Annotated in this window: 21 protein-coding genes; 5 read left to right on the top strand and 16 right to left on the bottom strand. The window is 71.7% G+C overall.

Translation table 11 applies throughout. The annotated features are described in order from the left end of the window. Window positions 1-33: 33 nt before the first annotated feature. From H489_RS38405 to H489_RS34810, 5 genes are all read right to left on the bottom strand, one after another. A complete protein-coding gene (locus H489_RS38405) occupies window positions 34-345 on the bottom strand; it encodes a hypothetical protein (RefSeq protein WP_017888507.1) in 312 nt (103 codons plus the stop codon). After that, window positions 342-998 carry a hypothetical protein gene (locus H489_RS34820; protein ID WP_139179820.1) on the bottom strand — a complete coding sequence of 219 codons (657 nt, stop codon included), beginning with the start codon at window positions 996-998 and terminating at the stop codon, window positions 342-344. The genes H489_RS38405 and H489_RS34820 overlap by 4 nt, the downstream gene beginning before the upstream one ends. Beyond that, complete coding sequence (locus H489_RS34815) at window positions 995-1,549, bottom strand: RNA polymerase sigma factor (protein WP_017888505.1); 555 nt, start codon at window positions 1,547-1,549, stop codon at window positions 995-997. Before H489_RS34815 ends, H489_RS34820 begins: the two co-directional genes overlap by 4 nt. 9 nt (window positions 1,550-1,558) lie before the next feature. After that, entirely contained in the window at window positions 1,559-1,708 is a 150-nt protein-coding gene (locus H489_RS38400) for a hypothetical protein (RefSeq protein ID WP_156155306.1), read from the bottom strand. Between the two features lie 130 nt (window positions 1,709-1,838). After that, window positions 1,839-2,675, bottom strand: coding sequence for an alpha/beta fold hydrolase (locus H489_RS34810; RefSeq protein WP_017888503.1), 837 nt, complete (start codon window positions 2,673-2,675; stop codon window positions 1,839-1,841). A gap of 180 nt (window positions 2,676-2,855) precedes the next feature. Between H489_RS34810 and H489_RS34805 the strand changes: the two genes are divergently transcribed. Then, complete coding sequence (locus H489_RS34805) at window positions 2,856-3,485, top strand: MOSC domain-containing protein (RefSeq protein ID WP_031260441.1); 630 nt, start codon at window positions 2,856-2,858, stop codon at window positions 3,483-3,485. A 96-nt stretch (window positions 3,486-3,581) separates the two neighbouring features. Here the strand turns inward: H489_RS34805 and H489_RS34800 are convergent, their stop codons facing one another. Then, on the bottom strand, window positions 3,582-3,983 hold the full coding sequence (locus H489_RS34800; RefSeq protein WP_017888501.1) for an MmcQ/YjbR family DNA-binding protein: 402 nt from the start codon (window positions 3,981-3,983) through the stop codon (window positions 3,582-3,584). Window positions 3,984-4,124: 141 nt separating this feature from the next. Here H489_RS34800 and H489_RS37455 point away from each other — a divergent pair, with 141 nt between their 5' ends. Further along, on the top strand, window positions 4,125-4,424 hold the full coding sequence (locus H489_RS37455) for an excalibur calcium-binding domain-containing protein (RefSeq protein ID WP_017888500.1): 300 nt from the start codon (window positions 4,125-4,127) through the stop codon (window positions 4,422-4,424). Window positions 4,425-4,542: 118 nt separating this feature from the next. Here H489_RS37455 and epsC read toward each other — a convergent pair whose 3' ends face one another. From epsC to H489_RS34780, 3 genes are all read right to left on the bottom strand, one after another. After that, window positions 4,543-5,127 (bottom strand): serine O-acetyltransferase EpsC, encoded by a 585-nt coding sequence (gene epsC / locus H489_RS34790; RefSeq protein ID WP_235045701.1) that lies wholly within the window; start codon window positions 5,125-5,127, stop codon window positions 4,543-4,545. Next, window positions 5,124-6,062, bottom strand: a complete 939-nt coding sequence (gene cysK, locus H489_RS34785) for a cysteine synthase A (protein ID WP_017888498.1) — start codon at window positions 6,060-6,062, stop codon at window positions 5,124-5,126. Before cysK ends, epsC begins: the two co-directional genes overlap by 4 nt. 258 nt (window positions 6,063-6,320) lie before the next feature. After that, window positions 6,321-7,358 carry a dipeptidase gene (locus H489_RS34780; protein WP_017888497.1) on the bottom strand — a complete coding sequence of 346 codons (1,038 nt, stop codon included), beginning with the start codon at window positions 7,356-7,358 and terminating at the stop codon, window positions 6,321-6,323. 144 nt (window positions 7,359-7,502) lie between these two features. On the opposite strand from H489_RS34780, the gene H489_RS34775 reads away from it, so the two are divergent. After that, a complete protein-coding gene (locus tag H489_RS34775) occupies window positions 7,503-8,012 on the top strand; it encodes an SRPBCC family protein (RefSeq protein WP_017888495.1) in 510 nt (169 codons plus the stop codon). Here the strand turns inward: H489_RS34775 and H489_RS34770 are convergent. The 6 genes from H489_RS34770 to H489_RS34745 form a co-directional block, all read right to left on the bottom strand. Next, window positions 7,979-8,812 carry a MurR/RpiR family transcriptional regulator gene (locus H489_RS34770; protein WP_017888494.1) on the bottom strand — a complete coding sequence of 278 codons (834 nt, stop codon included), beginning with the start codon at window positions 8,810-8,812 and terminating at the stop codon, window positions 7,979-7,981. The two genes, H489_RS34775 and H489_RS34770, sit on opposite strands and share 34 nt — an antisense overlap. Then, window positions 8,809-10,068, bottom strand: coding sequence for an allantoate amidohydrolase (locus H489_RS34765; RefSeq protein WP_017888493.1), 1,260 nt, complete (start codon window positions 10,066-10,068; stop codon window positions 8,809-8,811). The genes H489_RS34770 and H489_RS34765 overlap by 4 nt, the downstream gene beginning before the upstream one ends. After that, window positions 10,065-11,321 (bottom strand): pyridoxal-phosphate-dependent aminotransferase family protein, encoded by a 1,257-nt coding sequence (locus tag H489_RS34760; RefSeq protein WP_040420060.1) that lies wholly within the window; start codon window positions 11,319-11,321, stop codon window positions 10,065-10,067. The genes H489_RS34765 and H489_RS34760 overlap by 4 nt, the downstream gene beginning before the upstream one ends. A gap of 43 nt (window positions 11,322-11,364) precedes the next feature. Further along, entirely contained in the window at window positions 11,365-12,744 is a 1,380-nt protein-coding gene (gene allB, locus H489_RS34755) for an allantoinase AllB (RefSeq protein ID WP_017888491.1), read from the bottom strand. Beyond that, complete coding sequence (locus H489_RS34750) at window positions 12,741-13,505, bottom strand: aspartate/glutamate racemase family protein (protein WP_017888490.1); 765 nt, start codon at window positions 13,503-13,505, stop codon at window positions 12,741-12,743. Before H489_RS34750 ends, allB begins: the two co-directional genes overlap by 4 nt. A 168-nt stretch (window positions 13,506-13,673) precedes the next feature. Continuing rightward, window positions 13,674-15,239 carry an NCS1 family nucleobase:cation symporter-1 gene (locus H489_RS34745; RefSeq protein WP_017888489.1) on the bottom strand — a complete coding sequence of 522 codons (1,566 nt, stop codon included), beginning with the start codon at window positions 15,237-15,239 and terminating at the stop codon, window positions 13,674-13,676. A gap of 240 nt (window positions 15,240-15,479) precedes the next feature. Here H489_RS34745 and H489_RS34740 point away from each other — a divergent pair, with 240 nt between their 5' ends. Continuing rightward, the gene (locus H489_RS34740) at window positions 15,480-16,043 is read left to right on the top strand and encodes a VOC family protein (RefSeq protein ID WP_031260432.1); all 564 of its coding nucleotides are present in this window, start codon (window positions 15,480-15,482) and stop codon (window positions 16,041-16,043) included. A 61-nt stretch (window positions 16,044-16,104) separates the two neighbouring features. Here H489_RS34740 and H489_RS34735 read toward each other — a convergent pair whose 3' ends face one another. Next, a complete protein-coding gene (locus H489_RS34735) occupies window positions 16,105-16,836 on the bottom strand; it encodes a FadR/GntR family transcriptional regulator (protein WP_017888487.1) in 732 nt (243 codons plus the stop codon). Between the two features lie 87 nt (window positions 16,837-16,923). On the opposite strand from H489_RS34735, the gene H489_RS34730 reads away from it, so the two are divergent. Next, window positions 16,924-17,829: a proline iminopeptidase-family hydrolase gene (locus tag H489_RS34730; protein ID WP_200860533.1), complete on the top strand. Its 906-nt coding sequence runs from the start codon at window positions 16,924-16,926 to the stop codon at window positions 17,827-17,829. Window positions 17,830-17,879 lie beyond the last annotated feature (50 nt).

Raw genomic sequence — 17,879 nt, 5'->3', positions numbered from 1 at the left:
GCCACGGGCCTCCCGTTCGTCGTGTGGTCGCGGTCAGCCCACCCGCGCGACGCGCACGTCGACGCGGCTGAGCGCCAGGTCGTGGGCCGCGGCGGTCGCCAGGGCGACGTCGTGGACGGCGCGGGCGACCTCCGGGGCCGGGCGGAAGCCGTCGGTGCCGATGACGACGCGCAGGACCCCTTCGTCATCGACGACGATCCTGAGCGGGCCGGCGTTCGTGGCGATGCTCCGGACCGCCTGCACGGCGCTCGCGACCAGCGGGCGGGAGCGGTAGAGGTCGGTGACCCCGGAGACCTCGGTCACCGCGGTCTCGATCGCCGCGAGGGCCTCGTCGGTGGTCGTCATCGTGCCTCCTCCGGGTCGGTGCCGGTCGCGTCGTCGTGCTCCGGCAGCAGATCGCGGACGACCACGTCGATCGCCTCGACGAGCAGGTCGGTCTGCTCCGCCAGCGCCTCGCCCACCGCGGTCCGGACCAGGTCGGCAGCCGTCGGGATGGACAGGCCCGGGGCGATCGCGATCTCGACCACCACGCGCACCGGTGACGCGAGCTCGGTGACGTCGCCCTCCAGCTGACAGCGGGCGACGAGCACGCCGGTGACGGCGTCGCCGGTCCGCCGGATCAGGGAACGGATGGCGCCCTCGGTCATCACCGGGCGCTCCGTCTCGGACAGGGGGCGGAGCGGCACGTCGCGACCGGATCGGGCCTCGATCGAGATGTTCGCCAGGACGCCACTGATCCAGGACTCGTCGGCCGGGGCTTCCTCACGCGCCGCCACCTCGAGTGATCGGAGCGACGCGTGACGGACGCGGATGATCGCCGCGAGGGCGTTCTGGCACGCGGGTGAGTCGTCGATGCTCGGGTCGGCCGGCTGCATCCCCGCGTCGAGGTAGTCGGTGAGCTCGTCGATCGAGTGACCGTCGAGGTCGCCGGGCTCCAGGGCGTCGAGCGCCTCGGAGCTGTCGGGCAGGTCCGGACGGATGCCGTCGTGGTCGGTCATCGCCATCCCTCCATGAGTCGGATCATGTTCTTCCTCGCTCGGGACAGCAGTCCCCGGACCGTCGATGGTGGCAGGTCGAGTTCTGCGGCGATCTCCTCGTACCGGTACTCGAGCACCTCCTTCATGATCCAGCACCGTCGTTGGGCTTCGGGCAGTTCGGCCAGTGCACGTTCCACCGCGTCCTCGCGGGAACGCGCTTCAGCGACCCGGTCAGGTGCGTCGTCCGCGGGTGCGGCGACCTCGAGCTCGGTGACGTCGTCGTGGATGCGACGCGCACGGATGCGGTCGAGGCACTTCCGGCTGAGGATGCGCATCAACCACGACTTCACGCGGGCGAGGTCGTCGAGGGAGTCGAGGCGGTCCCACGCGGTGATGAAGGTCTCCTGCACGACGTCGTCGAGTTCGTCGGTGGAACCGAGGGTCCGACGGGCGTAGGCACGGAGCAGCGGGGTGTGGCGACGGATCAGGACCTCGAAGGCCCGGACGTCGCCGTCGGACGACCGGCCGGCGAGGACCGCGTCGTCGAGCTCGGCGAGGGACTGGTGGTGCACGCGTTCCTTCTACTGGTGGTGGATGGTGAACGGCTGGGTGCGCGGATGCGCCGGCACGACCGTGAACGGTCCGACCGGTCGGGCGGCCAGCGAGCGGACACGCGCCAGGGCGAGCACGTGCGCGGGGGCGTTCCTGGGGACTGCAGCGGTGCGGGTCACGTCGGCTCCTCGTGGTGTGGTCACCGATGAGACGGACGCCGGACCCGTTTCGTCACACACGACGTCAGGGACGCACCCGGACGGTGCCGGTGTGCGCCCCTGACCGGGCCGCTTCGTGTGCTGGGCGGTCCTACTGCTGGATGAAGGCGAGCAGGTCGGGGTTGATGACGTCCGCGTGGGTCGTCAGCATCCCGTGCGGGTAGCCCTCGTAGATCTTGAGCGTCGCGTTGGGCAGCAGCTCCGCCTGCTTGATGGCTGCGGCCTTGTAGGGCACGACCTGGTCGTCGTCGCCCTGGGTCACGAGGACCGGGACCGAGATCGCCTTGAGGTCCTCGGTCTGGTCGGTCTCGGAGAACGCCTTGATGCCCTCGTAGTGGGCCAGGGCGCTGCCCGTCATCCCCTGGCGCCACCAGTTGGCGACCACCGGGGCGGACACCTCTGCCCCCGGCCGGTTGAAGCCGTAGAACGGCCCCTCGGCGACGGCCTGGAAGAACTCCGCGCGGTTCGCGGCGAGCGCGCTCCGGAACCCGTCGAACACCGAGATGGGCGTGCCTTCCGGGTTCGAGTCGCTCTGCACCATGATCGGCGGCACCGAGGACACCAGGACCGCCTTGGCGACCCGGCCCTGGGGCTCGCCGTACTGTGCGACGTACCGCGCGACCTGGCCACCGCCGGTCGAGTGGCCGATGTGGACCGCGTTCCGCAGGTCCAGGTGCTGCACGAGCGCGTCCGTGTCGCTCGCGTAGTGGTCCATGTCGTGTCCGGTGCCGATCTGCGACGACCGCCCGTGCCCGCGACGGTCGTGCGCGATCACGCGGTAGCCCTTGCCGAGGAAGAACAGCATCTGGGCGTCCCAGTCGTCCGAAGACAGGGGCCAGCCGTGGTGGAAGACGATCGGCTGCGCGTCGCGCGGCCCCCAGTCCTTGTAGAAGATCTCTGCCCCATCGCTCGTGGTGACGAACGCCATCTCGTGCCTCCCTGGTTGTCTGTTCCACTCGTGACGCGGGCTGGCCGCTGCCTCCACGTCGGCGGGAGGCCGGAACTCGTTCACCGTAGTTCCGAGGGAGGCTCACCCGCTAGCACCAACGTGTCAGGCCGGTGCGAGCGCGGCTTGGCGCACGGGCCCTGCGTGCGCCAGAGTGGCTCCATGCCGCTCGTCACCGCCGTCTGCCGCGTCGACCGCCTGCTGCCGGACTCCGGCATCATCGGCGTCACCGCGATCGACAAGCGCCCGGTCGCCGGCAGCGTCCGCGTCCGGCCCCTCGGCCTGCGTGCCGACGTGCAGGCGAACCGCAAGTACCACGGCGGTCCGGACCAGGCCGTGTACGCCTACGCCGACGAGGACGCCGCGTACTTCGCCGAGCTGCTCGACCGCGAGGTCACGCCCGGCCTGTTCGGCGAGAACCTGCGCACCAGCGGCATCGACGTCACCGGTGCCGTGACCGGGGAACGCTGGCGGATCGGCGACACCCTGGAACTCGAGGTCACGATCCCCCGGATCCCGTGCGGCACCTTCGCCAGGCGCATGGGGATCGACAAGTGGGTGAAGCGGTTCGCCGACGAGGGCCGACCCGGCGCGTACTTCCGCGTGGTCAAGTCCGGATCGGTGACAGCGGGCGACCCCATCGCGGTGACGTACCGGCCCGAGCACGGGGTGACCATCGGCGAGATCTTCAGCGACCTGTCGCCCGGACGTGCACGGGCCGTGCTCGAGTCGGGGGAACGGCTGGCGCCGAAGGTCGTGCAGGACCTGTCGAAGGTCGCCGCGCGGGCCTGAGCCCGTCGAGCCGCGTGCGTCCGCGCCGCTCCGTGCGTCCGGTCAGCTCCTTGCGTCCGGTCAGCTCCTTGCGTCCGGTCAGCTCCTTGCGTCCGGTCAGCTCCTTGCGTCCGGTCGGCCCGGCAGCGCGCCCCGCGACGGGTCGATCGGGCGCTTCGCCACGGGCAGTCCCGCGACCACCAGGTCGTAGGCGTTCGCCACGAGGTCCTCGACCAGGGTCTCGTCGATGCCGCCACCCGGCGCCAGCGTGATCCAGTGCCGCTTGTTCATGTGCCACCCTGGCGTGATCTCGTCGTGGTCGCGCACCAGCGCCGCCCCGTGCGGCGGCGCGCACTTCAGGTTGACGATCGGTGTCCCGCGTACCTCGGTGACCATCACGAACATCTTGCCGACGACCTTGTAGACGACGGAGCCCTCGCCGAACGGCTGCGTCTCGACGGCCGCCGGCAGCGCCAGGGCCGTGCGGCTCGCGATCTCGTGCAACTGCTCGCCGTCCATCTGACCAGGATGCCCGAGGCCGCCGACAGCGCACCCCGTTCGGGGGCAGGTCGTGAGCGTCGATCACGTCGTAGGATCACCACGCCGCGTACCCGACGCGGCGATCGCTCGCGCGATCACCACCAGTTCCAGGGGGAACCCGTGCGCATCATCCGTACCCTCGGCATCGCCGCCGCCACCGCCGTCCTCGCGACCACCGTCGTCGTCGGCGGGACCTCGACCGCCCAGGCAGCACCGAAGTCCTACGCCAACTGCACCGCGGTGCACAAGGTCTACTCCGGCGGCATCGCGAAGAAGTCCGTCAAGAAGAACAAGGTCGTCTCCGGTGGCAAGGCCACCTACCGCGCGCTCAAGGGCACGGTGAAGAAGGACGACGCGCTGTACCGGGCGAACACCAAGCTCGACCGCGACAAGGACGGCATCGCCTGCGAGAAGAGCTGACGCTCACGCTCGCTCGGTGACACCGGCAAGACACCGGTGTTCGCGTCCTGAACACCCGCACGCCGGGGTGCAATGCGTGAACACCGGTGTTTTGCGTGCCAGGCGCGGTGCGACGCGCTCAGAGCGACGGGACGCCCTCGTGCCCGGACCGGGGACGAGGCGTCCCGGCCACCCCGGTGACCACCGACCCCGCCGGTACGTCCTTCGTGACCACGGTGTTGGCGCCGACGACGGAGTCCGGACCGATCGTGATCGCCCCGATGAGCGACGACCCCGCGCCGAGCACCACGCGGTCCCCCACCACCGGATGCCGTCGGGCGCTCGGGCCGTGGTCGCCACCGCGTCCACCCAGGGTCACACCGTGGAACACGAGCACGTCATCCCCGATGACCGCGGTCTCCCCGATGACGACACCCATGCCGTGGTCGATGAAGAACCGGCGGCCGATGCGCGCCCCCGGGTGGATCTCGATCCCGGTGACCGACCGCGCGACCTGCCCGAGCAGCCGCGCCGCGAACCGCGACCCGGGCAGCCCCTGTGCGTTCCAGAGCCGGTGGGTCACCCGGTACGTCCAGATGGCGTGCAACCCGGAGTAGACGATCGCGTTCTCCAGGTCGCCGCGCGCAGCAGGGTCACCGCGGCGTGCTGCGGCCAGGTCCTCGCGGATGGTCCGCAGCACGCCTCGTCGGACGGGACGACTCACGCAGTGAGTCCCTCGAAGAGCACCGTCGACAGGTAGCGCTCTCCGGTGTCGCACACGATGGCGACGATCCGCTTGCCGGCGTTCTCGGGGCGGGCGGCGATCTCGAGGGCCGCGTGGATGATCGCGCCGGACGAGATGCCCGACAGGATGCCCTCCTCGGTCGCCAGGGCGCGGGCGACACGGAGTGCGTCGTCGAGCTCGACGTCGAACACCTCGTCGATGACGCTCTGGTCGAGGACCTCGGGGATGAAGTTCGCGCCGATGCCCTGGATCTTGTGCGGACCAGCCTTGCCCTCGGTGAGCAGGGGCGAGTCCTTCGGCTCGACGGCGACGATCTGCACGCCGGGCACGCGCTCCTTGAGCACCTGCCCGACCCCGGTGATCGTGCCGCCGGTGCCCACACCCGCGACGAACACGTCGACGTGCTCCTCGGTGTCGCGGAGGATCTCCTCCGCCGTGGTCTTCCGGTGGATCTCGGCGTTCGCGGCCGTCTCGAACTGGTGGGCGAGGATCGCGCCGGGGGTCTCCGCGACGATCGACTCGGCCTTGGCGACCGCGCCCTTCATGCCCTCGGGCCCGGGGGTCAGGACGATCTCGGCCCCGTACGCACGGATCACCGCACGGCGTTCGACGCTCATCGTCTCGGGCATCGTGATGACGACCCGGTACCCACGGGCGGCGCCGACCAGGGCCAGGGCGATCCCGGTGTTGCCGGACGAGCCCTCGACGATGGTGCCGCCGGCCTGCAGCGCTCCGGAGGCCTCGGCGGCGTCGATGATCGCGACGCCCAGGCGGTCCTTGACGCTGGCGCCCGGGTTGTAGAACTCGAGCTTCGCGAGCACCTCGGCGCCGCCCGCCTTCGGCAGGCGGTTCAGCTTGACGAGGGGGGTGTTGCCGAACGCCTGGGAGATGTTCTCGTAGATGGTGCCGCTCATCCGGTCCGTCCTTCGCAGCTCAGGTCGCGCATCGCTCTTCCTGGAGGCGCGGTGTGCGCCCGATCCTAGCCACCGGACCCCAGGTGGTCCTGTTCGTGACGGCGCGTGCGCGCCGGACCCGATTCGCGCATCCACGCCCGGGTCCCGGCCTGCGAAAGCGACAGGTGTCCGCGGAAGGTTCGCAGGGTTCTGTCGCTTTCGCGGGAGTGAGCACGACCAGCGCCGAGGAGAGTCGCTTTCGTGGCGCGATCGACCGCGTCAGCGCACGAACGCCGTCAGGGCGAACCGCTCGTCGGTCGCCTCGAGCACCCGCAGCACGTTGCCGCCGGCCAGCGCACGCAGGTCCGACTCGCCCCAGCCGCGGCGGACCAGCTCCGCCGCGAGCACCGGGTACCGCGACACGTCGCGCAGGTCCGGCGGCAGCACCGGGGTGCCGTCGTAGTCGCCGCCGAGGCCCAGGTGCGCCACACCGGCGACGTCGCGGGCGTGCTCGACGTGGTCGGCGACGTCCGACACCGTGACCAGGGGCGGTTCGCCGGCCATGCCCGACTCCTCCCAGTCGGCCCACACCCGCGACACGAACTTCGGCACGAAGGTGATCATCACGACGCCACCGTTGTCGGCGAGCCGGGCGAGCACGTCGTCGGGCACGTTCCGCGGGTGGTCGTCGATCGCGACGGTCGACGAGTGGCTGAACACGACGGGCTGGGTCGCGATGTCGAGGGTGTCCCGCATGGTGGCCGGGGCGGTGTGGGACAGGTCGACGAGCATGCCGATCCGCTCCATCTCGGCGACGACCTGTCGCCCGCGGTCGGTCAGGCCGCCGTGCGCCCGTTCCCCGGTCGCGGAGTCGGCCCAGGGGGTGTCGTCGTTGTGTGTGAGCGTCATGTACCGGACGCCGAGCCGCGCGAGGGTGCGGAGGACGGCCAGGTCGTCGCCGATCGAGTGCCCGCCCTCGGCGCCGAGCAGGGACGCGATCCGGCCGGAGTCGACCGCCGCACGGACCTCGGCGGCGGTGCGGGCAAGCGCGAGGTCGTCGGGGTAACGCTCGATGATCCGGTGTGCGAGATCGACCTGCTGCAGGGTGGTCGTCACGGGGTCCGGGTCGTCCGCGGGCACGAACACCGACCAGAACTGCCCGACCACGCCGCCGGCACGGAGCTTCGGGATGTCGGTGTGCAGCGAGTCGGTCTCGGTGTCGATGCCGTCGACGCCGGAGTCGTGGCTGTCACGGCGTTCCCAGGGCAGGTCGTTGTGGCCGTCGATGACCGGGAACGGGAGCGCGTCGAACGTCATCCCCCGACGCTACCGCCCGCGCCGTCGTGGCTAGGCTCGTTCTGTGCAGCCCGTCACCCTCCGCACCGAGCGCCTGGCGCTCTCGGTCCCCGAGATCAGCGATGCCGACGACGATCGGTCCGCTCCGACGGTCTGGCCGACGTCGTGACCGTCTCGTTCCGTGTCGTGACGGAACTGCCGGTGCCGCCGGAGCGCGCCTTCGCACTGTCGCTGGACATCGGCGCGCACGAGCGCTCGATGGCAGCGACCGACGAACGCGCCGTCGCCGGCACGACGACCGGCACGATCGGCCTGGGTGAGACCGTCACCTGGCGGGCGCGGCACTTCGGGATCGTCTGGAAGATGACGAGCGGCGTCACCGCCCTGGAGGCTCCCCACCGGTTCGTCGACGAACAGGTGCGTGGGCCGTTCGCCCGCTTCCACCACGAGCACCGGTTCGAGCCGTCGGCCGGCGGGACGCGCATGGTCGACACCATCACGTTCCGCGCTCCGCTCGGTCCGCTGGGCCGCCTGGCCGAGGTGCTCGCGTTGGCCCGGTACATGCCGAAGCTCATCGCCGACCGCAACGCGTCGCTCGCCGCTGAGCTGCGTGCCGAGCTCGGCGGCGGGACGGACGGCGATCAGGGCGCTGCGAGTTCCCCCAGGGCGTCGTAGGCGGTGGCGACGGCGTCGACCCGCACCCGGCCACCGGGACCCGAGGCGTCGTAGACGTCGTTCGTGATCGCCGCGACGACGGCGAACAGCGCGGCCATCGAGTCGAACGCCGACGGTGAGTCGACCGGGCAGAGGATCGCGGTGGTGGCGGGAGCGGCGATGACCGCGGCCGTCGGGTCGCCGAGCACGACGACGTCCGCGCCGGAGTCGACGCAGTGCCGGACGATCCGTTCGACCCCGGCGGTGTGCCGACGAACGGTCACCAGGACGACGAGGTCGTGCCGGTCGAGGTCGGCGACCTCTTCGCCGAGCCGCTGCCCGGGCGACGGACCGACCCGGACGTCGGACCGCACCTGCGCCAGTTGGGACCGCAGTTGCAGCGCGATCGGGTAGGCCCCGCGTTCGCCGAGGACGAGCACCCGGCGGGCACGGACGATCCGACGGGCCAGCCGCGGCCGGTCCGCTCGGCCGAGGGACGCGAAGGCTGCGTCGAGGTTCCGTGCCTCCACCGCACGCTGGTCGACGTGGGCGGCGTCCTCGGCGACCCACGGCAGGCCCGAGCCCCGCGCCGACATCAGGTTCTGCCGGACCTCGGCGGCGTCCTGGAACCCCAGGGACCGCACGAGTCGCGAGACCGTGGCCTTCGAGGTGCCGGACTCGGCCGCGAGTTCGGCGGAGGTGCCGACGAGCAGGAGTTCCGGGTCGTGCCGCACCATGGCGGCGACCCGTCGTTCCGCGGGCGAGAGCTGTTCCCAGACGGAGTCGATCCGGGCGCGGACGTCGGGGCCGGCGGTGCTCATGCGCGTGCCACCCGATCGACGGCGACGGCCAGGGCGTCGAGGCCGAGGGCGATGTCCGGCGTCGACACGAACTCGTCCGGGTGGTGGCTGATGCCGTCGGGGTTGCGGAGGAACAGCATCGCGACGTCGGTGATGAGCCCGAGCGACATCGCGTCGTGGCCGGCTCGTGAGAACAGCTCCATCGGTGCGGCTTCGCCCGTCGACACGATCCCGGCGCGGACGGCGTCCATCAGCCGGGGCGAGCAGAACACCGCGGGCGCACGGTGCACCTCGGTCGGGGCGACGCTCACCCCGCGCCGTTCACCGATGAACGTGAAGGCCTTGGTGAGTTCGTCCCAGACCTCGTCGCGCTCGTCGTCGAACTCGCCCCGCAGGTCGACGGAGAACCGTGCGAGTCCGGGGACCACGTTGACGGCTCCGGGTTCGACGGTCATCGTGCCGACCGTGCCGACCTGGTGCGACGCCCGGCAGATCCGTTCCACCGCCAACGCCGCTTCGGCAGCGGCGAGCAGGGCGTCGTGCCGTCGTTCGTAGGGGGTGCCGCCGGCGTGCCGGGCTTCACCCACGGCCTCGACCGAGAACCGCCGGGCACTCGCGATGCTCGTGACGACCCCGAGGGCCTGGCCGGCCTGCTCCAGGTGCGGCCCCTGCTCGATGTGCGCTTCGAGGTAGCCGACCACGGAGGCCGGGTCGACCGCAGCGTCACCGACACGCTCCGGGTCGAGGCCGAAGTCGGTGAAGGCCTGCCGCAGGGTCGTGCCGTCATCGTCGGCAAGGTCCCACCAGGCGTCGTCCCAGACCCCGGCCACGGCGGACGACCCGAGCAGTGCCTTGCCGAAGCGGGTGCCTTCTTCGTCGGAGAACGCGATGACCTGGAGTGCGACGGGCAGCGGGCCGTCGGCGGTGAGCCGGGCGGCGGTGCGGATCGCCATGAGCACCCCGACGATGCCGTCGTACCGGCCGGCGTCCACCACGGTGTCCAGGTGGGAGCCGAGCAGCAGCACGGGGGCGTCGGGCGTCGCGCCCGCGGCCCGACCGTGCAGGTTGCCGGCGGCGTCCTGCCACGTGGACAGTCCGGCGTCCTGCATCCAGCCCGCGACGAGGGCGTTGGCCCGAGCGTGTTCCGGCGACAGGTAGACGCGGGTGATCCGGCCCGGTTCGGCGCTGAGGGCGGCGAGCTCGTCGCACCAGCCGGCGACGAGTTCGGCGTCGGCGGTGCCCACGGCGGTCGCGTTCAGGACGGGCAAGGCGCTCACGCGAGCACCTCGGCCTGGGCGCGTGCGGTGGCGGTGGCGGTGGGGTCGCGGAAGACGTCGAGGGCGGCGTCGACCCCGCCGCCGTGCGGCACCGCGTGCCCTGCCCGACGCAGGGCGTGCTCGAGCGCGGCCAGGGTCGTGACGACGGTGTCCTTCCGCGCGTTGTAGCCCATGGTGCCGATGCGCCAGACCCGCCCGTGCAGCGGCCCGAACGACGTGCCGATCTCGATGCCGTGGTCGTCGAGCATCGCGGCGCGGACCTGGTCGCCGACCACGTCGGACGGGATCTCGACGGCGACGACGTTGTGCATCTTGTGGGCGACGTCGCCGAAGACCCGGAGGCCGAGTGCCTGCACGCCGTCGAGCATCGCGCGCCCGGCGGTCTCGTGGCGGGTGACGACGGCGTCGCGGCCTTCTTCGAGCAGGATGCGGGCGCACTCGTGGGCGGCGTAGAGCATCGACGCAGCCTCGGTGTGGTGGTTCAGTCGGCGCGGACCCCAGTAGTCGAGGATCATCGCGAGGTCGAGGTAGTTCGAGCGGATCGGTTCGTCGGCGACGACGTCGCCGGGTTCGCGGATGCCGGCCTCGACGCTCCGCCGCTCGTCGAGCACCGCCACGGCCTTCGGCGACAGCGTGACGGGAGCACTGCCGGACGGGCCGCCGAGGCACTTCTGCAGCCCGGCGCTCACGGCGTCGATCCCCCAGGCGTCGACCTCGAGCGGGTTGCCGCCCACGGTCGCGGTCGCGTCGGTGTAGAGCAGGACCCCGTACCGCTCGCAGATCACACCGAGCTCGTCGAGGGGCTGGTTCATCGTGGTCGAGGTGTCGCCCTGCACGACCGCCAGCACCTTCGGCCGGACGCGGGCGATCGCCGACTCGATCGCGGACGGCGTGAAGACCTGGCCCCACTCGGTCTGGATGGTGTGGACTTCGGCACCGGCACGGCCGGCGATCTCGGCGAGCAGGTGTCCGAACCGGCCGAACACCGGCACGAGCACGCGGTCCCCCGGGGCGAGCAGGGACACGAGCACCGCTTCGATGCCCGCGCGCGAGGTGCCGTCGACGAGCAGCGTGGCGTCGTTCTGCGTGCCGAACACGCGGCGGTAGAGCGCCTGCGTCTCGTTCATCGTCGCGGTCATCCACGGGTCGTACTGGCCGACGAGCGGCGTCGACAGCGCCCGGAGCACGCGCGGGTCGGCGTCGATCGGCCCCGGGCCCATGAGGAGACGGGCAGGTGGGTTCACTGGGAGCATGGTGGTTCCTTCCGTTCCCGATCCGACGATACCGGAACGATCGTTACAGGGGTGTTTCCGACGCGAGCACGGGACGACTGGCCAGGCGACCCTCGACCCGCACCACGCCGCCGTCGGCCGTGGCGATGCGACGGCCACGGAGCCAGGTCTCGGTGACGCTGCCGCGCACACGGAGCCCGTCGAACGCCGAGACCGGGTTGCGGTGCTCGAGCCCGGCGACGTCGACCACGGACCGGGCAGCCGGGTCGAACACGGCGAAGTGGGCCAGCGCACCGGGCGCGATCACGCCGCGGTCGTGCAGCCCGACCAGGGCTGCGGGACCGGTCGTGAACAGCGGCAGCAGTGCCTGGAGCGGGACTCCGCGACGCTCGGCCTCGGTCCACACCGCCCGGAACCCGACCTGCAGCCCGGCGACCCCACCCCAGGCCAGGCCCCAGTCGTCGGTCTTCAGGTCCGCGGTGGAGGGCGAGTGGTCCGACACCACGAGGTCGATCGTGCCGTCGAGCACGCCCGCCCACAGCGCGTCGCGGTTGGCGTCGTCACGGATCGGCGGACAGCACTTGTAGGCGGTCGCGCCGTCCGGGATCGTGCCCGCCTCGAACGACAGGTAGTGCGGACACGTCTCGACCGTGATGCGCACGCCGTCGTCCTTCGCCGCGCGGAGCATCGGCAGCGCGCCCGCGTCGGACAGGTGCAGCACGTGCACCCGTGCCCCGGTGGCCCGTGCGCCGTCGATGACCTGCGCGATCGCGGACCGTTCGGCGGCGACGGGCCGGGTGGCCAGGAAGTCCGCGTACCGGCCACCGAGCGCCTGGTGCGGCACGAGGTGTTCCGGGTCCTCGGCGTGCACGATCAGCAGGGCGTCGATCCGCGCGGCCTCGGCGATCGCGGCGCGGAGCTGCTCGGGGTCGAGGTGCGGGAACTCGTCCACACCGCTCGGCGCCGTGAAGCACTTGAAGCCGAAGACGCCAGCGTCGTGCAGGGCGTCGAGCGTCCCGAGGCTCGCGGGGACCGCACCGCCCCAGAACCCGACGTCGACCGCCACCCGGCCCTCGGCGCTCGCCCGCTTGACGGCGAGCGCCTCGACCGTGGTCGTCGCGGGGATCGAGTTGAGCGGCATGTCCACGATCGTGGTGACACCGCCCATCGCAGCGGCCCGGGTCGCGGATGCGAAGCCCTCCCACTCGGTGCGGCCGGGCTCGTTGACGTGCACGTGGGTGTCGACGAGCCCGGGGAGCAGTACCTGCCCGTCCGGCACGGTGTGGTCCTGCACGGTGTCGACGACCGCATCGACCGGCAGGACGTCGGTGACCCGTCCGTCGTGGACGACGACCGCGGCCGGACGGAACGTGCCGTCGACCCAGGCTCGGTGCGCGCGGACGACGAGGTCGGCGGTGGCGGCCGCCGCCGGGAGGCCCGTCACGCGCCCGCCCCGGCCGTCGCGACCGCCACCGGGTGGCGTTCGAAGCCGGCCAGCAGCCCCGACATCGCCTTCGTCGGCGGCAGGGCGTACTCACCACGCTTGCCCGTGGACACCCCGAGGCGGACGAGCGACTCGGCCAGGACCGTGGCAGCCGCGACACCGTCGACGACCGGCGCCCCGATCGCGAGCGAGATCTCGGCGCAGAAGTCGGCCATGCCCGCACACCCGAGCACGACGGCATCGGCTCCCCCGTCGATGGCGGCTCGGCACTCCTGGGTCACGAGCGCCCGCGCACCGGACGCGGGGTCGTCGAGCTCGAGCACCGGGACCTCGCACGCACGGATCTCGGTGACGAGCGGTGCGAACCCGTAGCGCTGGGCGAGCTCGTGGGCGCGGCCGGTCGTCCGCGCCAGGGTGGTGACGACGCCGAATCGGCGGCCGAGCATCGCGGCGGCGTGGAACCCGGCCTCGGCGATCCCGATCACCGGCACCGTCGCGAGTTCCCGCGCGGCGTCGAGCCCCGGGTCCCCGAAGCAGGCGACGACGAAGGCGTCCACCCCGTCCTGCTCACCGCGGGCGATCTGCTCGAGCAACCCGGGGACGGCCAGGGCCTCTTCGTAGTGGCTCTCGATCGAGGCCGGCCCCATCGTGGGCTCGACCGCTTCGATCAGGGTGCCGGGCGCGGCGACGGCCTGGGCTGCGACGCCGATCGAACGCGTCATCGACGCGGTGGTGTTGGGGTTGACGACGCGGATGCGCATCGGGGTCCTTCCGGTGGAGCGGGTGGAACGAGTGGAGCGGTGGAACCGGTGGTGCTGGGTGGTGACCATCGTGGCGGGGCCGGGGCGGACCTCCCGGCCGTGGTGTGGATCCGTGGACGAGCGAGCGTCGCGACCCGCCCTGTGGAGGACGGGCCGCGACGCCGACGGTCAGGCGCGACCGACGGCCGCGCCGTCGTCGACCGTCGGGTCGTCCGCGTCGAGCACGGGCATGCTCGGCCGGGCGCGCTCGAGTGCCCAGAAGACGACGAGGCCCAGGCCGCAGCCGATGAACCAGCTGTAGCTCGACAGCCACGGCAGCACGCCCAGCGTCGGGGGCAGGACCGCGCTCGCGACCGAGACCGCGCCGGTGACCACGAGGGTCCAGATGGCGTTCGGGTTGAAGCCGCCGCGGTACCAGTACCGGGCAGTGCGGCTGGTGGAGTACATGTCGTCGATCGCGATGCGCTGCTTGCCGACGATGTAGTAGCCCGCGATGAGGATGCCGAACAGCGGGCCGATCAGCGCACCGAGCACACCGAGCGTGTACAGGATCGCCTGGTCGTTGCCGTACCAGTTCCACGGGGTGAGGAGCACCGAGCCGACGGCGGCGATCATGCCGCCGGCACGCCACGAGATCTTCCGGGGCGCCACGTTCGAGAAGTCGAACGCGGGGCTGATGAAGTTCGCGACGATGTTGATGCCGACGGTCGCGGTGACGAACGTCAGGCCACCGAGCAGGATCGCGAAGGGTGCTCCGATGGCCTGCACGGTCTCGATCGGGTCGGTGATGAGCTTGCCGAACACCGGCACCGTCGCACTCGCGCAGAGCACCGTCAGGACCGAGAAGAACAGGAAGTTGATCGGCAGTCCCCAGAAGTTGCCGCGCTTGACCGCCCGGAACGACCGGCCGTAGCGCGAGAAGTCACCGAAGTTCAGCATCGGGCCGGAGAAGTAGCTGACCACCAGGGCGACCGCGGACAGCATCACCGGGATCGACGCCCCGAACGACAGCGGCTCGCCCGCCGACAGGGTGAACGAGATGTTGCCGATGCCCGCCTGGCTGACCAGGTAGACCGCGAGCACGATCATCACCACGTAGACCGCCGGTCCGGCCCAGTCGATGAACCGCTTGATGGCCTCCATGCCCATCCAGAACAGCGCCCCCTGCGCCACCCAGAGGATCGCGTACGAGATCCACCCCAGGGCCGACAGCCCGAGGAACGAGTGGTCGAGCAGCCCCGCCGACGCCGGGATGAACTTGAGGAAGATGATGTTCAGCGACTGTGCCGCCAGGAAGGTCTGCACGCCGTACCAGGCCATCGCGATGAGACCGCGGATGATGGCGGGGACGTTCGCGCCGAGCACTCCGAACACCGCGCGGTTGATCACGGGGTACGGCACTCCCGTGCGTTGCGACGGCTTGGCGACCAGGTTCGCGAAGACCTGCACGATCAGGATGCCGACCACCAGGGCGATGAGCACCTGCCAGCTCGCGATGCCGAGGGCGAAGAGCGACCCGGCAGTGACGTAGCCGCCGACCGAGTGCACGTCCGACATCCAGAAGGCGAAGAAGTTGTAGCTCGTCCAGCGCTGTTCGCGGAGCGGGGCGAGGTCCTCGTTCGTGAGCGCCGGGTCGTACCCGGGCTTGACGACGCCGGCACCCGCCGGGGCAGGAGCGGCGGTCGTGGTGGGGGCGTGGGGCGCGGCGACTGGTGTCGCGATGTCGGTAGCCATGGCGTCCTCCGAGGGAGTGGGAAGCGGGGCGGTGCGTGCTTGAGCACGAAGCTACGGAGCGACTTCGCCCCCGCCGTTTCCCTCGTGTAACGGTCGTGTGTCCCGGCCCCCGTCCTGGAACGACCGTTCCGGAAGGTCGCAGGAGACCCGCACTGCGGCTTGCCGCATCGATGGGCACGCACCCCGCACGGACCTCGCCCGGACAGAAGCGGTGGCGACTGCCGGTGGTACGAATCGACCATGAGCAGGGGAATCAGGATCGATCACGTGGGCGTCACGGTGCCGGACATCGACGCAGCCACGGAGTTCTTCGAGGCGGCGTTCGACGCCGTCGTCCTGTACGACATGCGCCGTCGTGACGAGATGCCGAACAGCAGTCCCGAGGCCCACGGGTACCTCGGGATCCCGAGCACCATGGCGCAGGGGGCCATGCGGATGCTCGCGCTGCCCGAAGGCCCGGGGCTCGAGCTGTTCGAGTACCTGGGACCCGAGCAGCGGTACGCCGCACACCCGTCCGACCTGGGGTGGCAGCACCTGGCGATCTACGCCGACGACCTGGACGAGACGCTCGCCCGGGTCGAGGCGGCCGGCGGCACCCGGAACTCCGACCCCCGCGACCTGCGTGGTGACGAGGCGGGGCCCGGCAACCGGTTCGTGTACACCCGCACGCCGTGGGGATCGACGCTCGAGCTCGTCAGCTACCCGACGCCGCAGCCGTACCTGGTGCACGCGCCGCGGCCGAAGTGGGCGCCGTGGCCGATGCCGGACGACGTCTACCCGGTGCCGGCACCCGCCGTGCACTGACGAGCAACCGCCGCACCGACCGACCAACCGAGAAGCAACACACCGACCAGCAGACCGCCCCTCAGTGCCGGGGCACCTGCCCCGTCCGCCGCACGGCCCGTTCGAGCAGTTCGACGTCGATCCCGACGTGCTGCCGGGCGATCACGCCCGCCTCGGGTGCGCGGCCAGAACACACCGCGTCCACCAGCCGTTCGTGCTCGTGGAGCGCACGGGTCTCCATCTCCGCCATGCCCTCGGCCGTGCCCCACAGGTGCGCCGGAGCGGCGATGGAGATCTGCGCCTCCAACCCGGCGAGCGCCGTCCGCAGGGCGTCGTTCCGCGCGGCGTCGATGATCGTCCGGTGCAGCACGGCGTCGGCCTGCTGCTTCTCGAGGCCCGAGGTGGCGTCGCGGAACACCTCGAGCCGTGCCCGGATCAGGGCGGCGTCCTCCGGGGTCACCCGTTCCGCGGCGGCCGTGGCGAGCGCCCCGTGCAGCAGCGCGATGGCGTCGGCGGTGTCCTGGATCGCCTCCCACCGGGCGAGCAGCACCCGCCCGACGGCGTCCGACGAGCTGTCCGGCCACTCGGTGCGGACGAACGTGCCACCGCCCCGGCCTCGACGGGTCTCGAGCAGCCCCCGTTCGACGAGCCGGGCGATCGCACTGCGAACGGTGACCCGGGCGACGCCGAGCAGGCCGGCCAGTTCGCGTTCCGGCGGCAGGTTCGCGCCGGGCAGGTACTCGCCCACGGCGACGGCGGTCACGAGGCGGTCCTCGACCTCGTCGACGCGCGTCTCGGTCGCACGATCGGACACACGGACCCCCCTTCACGGTGTTACGACCACGTTAAGGCAGCAGAAAAGGTATTGCGTGGGACCTTTTTCCGCTCCATGCTGACCCCCATGTCCAGCATCACCGAATCCACGATGCCGTTCCGCGACGGCGAGACCTGGTACCGGGTCACCACGCCCGACACCCCGGTCGCCGGCGCGCTGCCCCTCGTCGTCCTGCACGGCGGGCCCGGCATGGCCCACGACTACCTCCGGAACCTCGCGGCCCTGGCCGACGAGACCGGCCGGACCGTCGTCCACCACGACCAGTTCGGCTGCGGCCGGAGCACCCACCGCCCGGACGCCCCGGCGGACACCTGGCAGCCGCAGCTGTTCGTCGACGAGTACGCCGCCCTGGTCGAGCACCTCGGGCTCGGCGACCACCACGTGCTCGGGCAGTCGTGGGGCGGCATGCTCGGCGCAGAGATCGCAGTGCAGCAGCCCGCGGGCCTCCGCTCGCTGGCGATCTGCAACTCCCCCGCGTCGATGCAGCTCTGGGTCGACGGCGCCGCCGAGCTCCGCGCGCAGCTGCCCGCCGACGTGCAGGACGCCCTGACCCGGCACGAGACGGCCGGCACCGTCGACGACCCCGAGTACCTTGCGGCGACGCAGGTCTTCTACGAGCGGCACGTCTGCCGCGTGGTCCCGAGCCATCCGGACTTCGTCGACTCCGAGGAGCAGATGGAGCGCGAGCCGACGGTCTACCACACGATGAACGGCCCGAACGAGTTCCACGTCGTCGGCACGATGCGCGACTGGACCATCGTCGACCGGCTCGACCGCGTCGCCGTGCCGACGCTCGTCGTCGCCGGCGAGCACGACGAGGCCACCCCCGCCACGTGGGCCCCGTTCGTCGAGCGGATCGCCGACGTCCGACAGCACGTCTTCCCCGACGCGAGCCACTGCTCGCACCTGGAGCAGCCGGCGGAGTTCCGCCGGGTCGTCGGGGCCTTCCTGGCCGCGCACGACGACGCCTGACCCGGCCACGACCATCCCTGGAGGCGCGGGGCGGGCCCGCCCCGCGCCTC

The sequence above is a fragment of the Curtobacterium flaccumfaciens UCD-AKU genome (assembly GCF_000349565.1).
Lineage (GTDB): Bacteria > Actinomycetota > Actinomycetes > Actinomycetales > Microbacteriaceae > Curtobacterium > Curtobacterium poinsettiae.
Note: the sequence above shows the minus strand (reverse complement) of the source record. Positions and strands in the feature narration are given on the sequence as shown.

What these genes read in the sequence shown, in the direction of transcription:
- H489_RS34730 (WP_200860533.1), top strand. Translation starts at nt 16,924, where the DNA reads ATGTCCAGCATCACCGAATCCACGATGCCGTTCCGCGACGGCGAGACC.
- H489_RS34745 (WP_017888489.1), bottom strand. Translation starts at nt 15,239, where the DNA reads ATGGCTACCGACATCGCGACACCAGTCGCCGCGCCCCACGCCCCCACC.
- cysK (WP_017888498.1), bottom strand. Translation starts at nt 6,062, where the DNA reads ATGAGCGGCACCATCTACGAGAACATCTCCCAGGCGTTCGGCAACACC.
- H489_RS34780 (WP_017888497.1), bottom strand. Translation starts at nt 7,358, where the DNA reads ATGACGTTCGACGCGCTCCCGTTCCCGGTCATCGACGGCCACAACGAC.
- H489_RS34805 (WP_031260441.1), top strand. Translation starts at nt 2,856, where the DNA reads ATGCCGCTCGTCACCGCCGTCTGCCGCGTCGACCGCCTGCTGCCGGAC.
- H489_RS34800 (WP_017888501.1), bottom strand. Translation starts at nt 3,983, where the DNA reads ATGGACGGCGAGCAGTTGCACGAGATCGCGAGCCGCACGGCCCTGGCG.
- H489_RS34740 (WP_031260432.1), top strand. Translation starts at nt 15,480, where the DNA reads ATGAGCAGGGGAATCAGGATCGATCACGTGGGCGTCACGGTGCCGGAC.
- H489_RS34810 (WP_017888503.1), bottom strand. Translation starts at nt 2,675, where the DNA reads ATGGCGTTCGTCACCACGAGCGATGGGGCAGAGATCTTCTACAAGGAC.
- H489_RS34820 (WP_139179820.1), bottom strand. Translation starts at nt 998, where the DNA reads ATGACCGACCACGACGGCATCCGTCCGGACCTGCCCGACAGCTCCGAG.
- H489_RS34750 (WP_017888490.1), bottom strand. Translation starts at nt 13,505, where the DNA reads ATGCGCATCCGCGTCGTCAACCCCAACACCACCGCGTCGATGACGCGT.
- H489_RS34760 (WP_040420060.1), bottom strand. Translation starts at nt 11,321, where the DNA reads ATGCTCCCAGTGAACCCACCTGCCCGTCTCCTCATGGGCCCGGGGCCG.
- H489_RS38405 (WP_017888507.1), bottom strand. Translation starts at nt 345, where the DNA reads ATGACGACCACCGACGAGGCCCTCGCGGCGATCGAGACCGCGGTGACC.
- H489_RS34770 (WP_017888494.1), bottom strand. Translation starts at nt 8,812, where the DNA reads ATGAGCACCGCCGGCCCCGACGTCCGCGCCCGGATCGACTCCGTCTGG.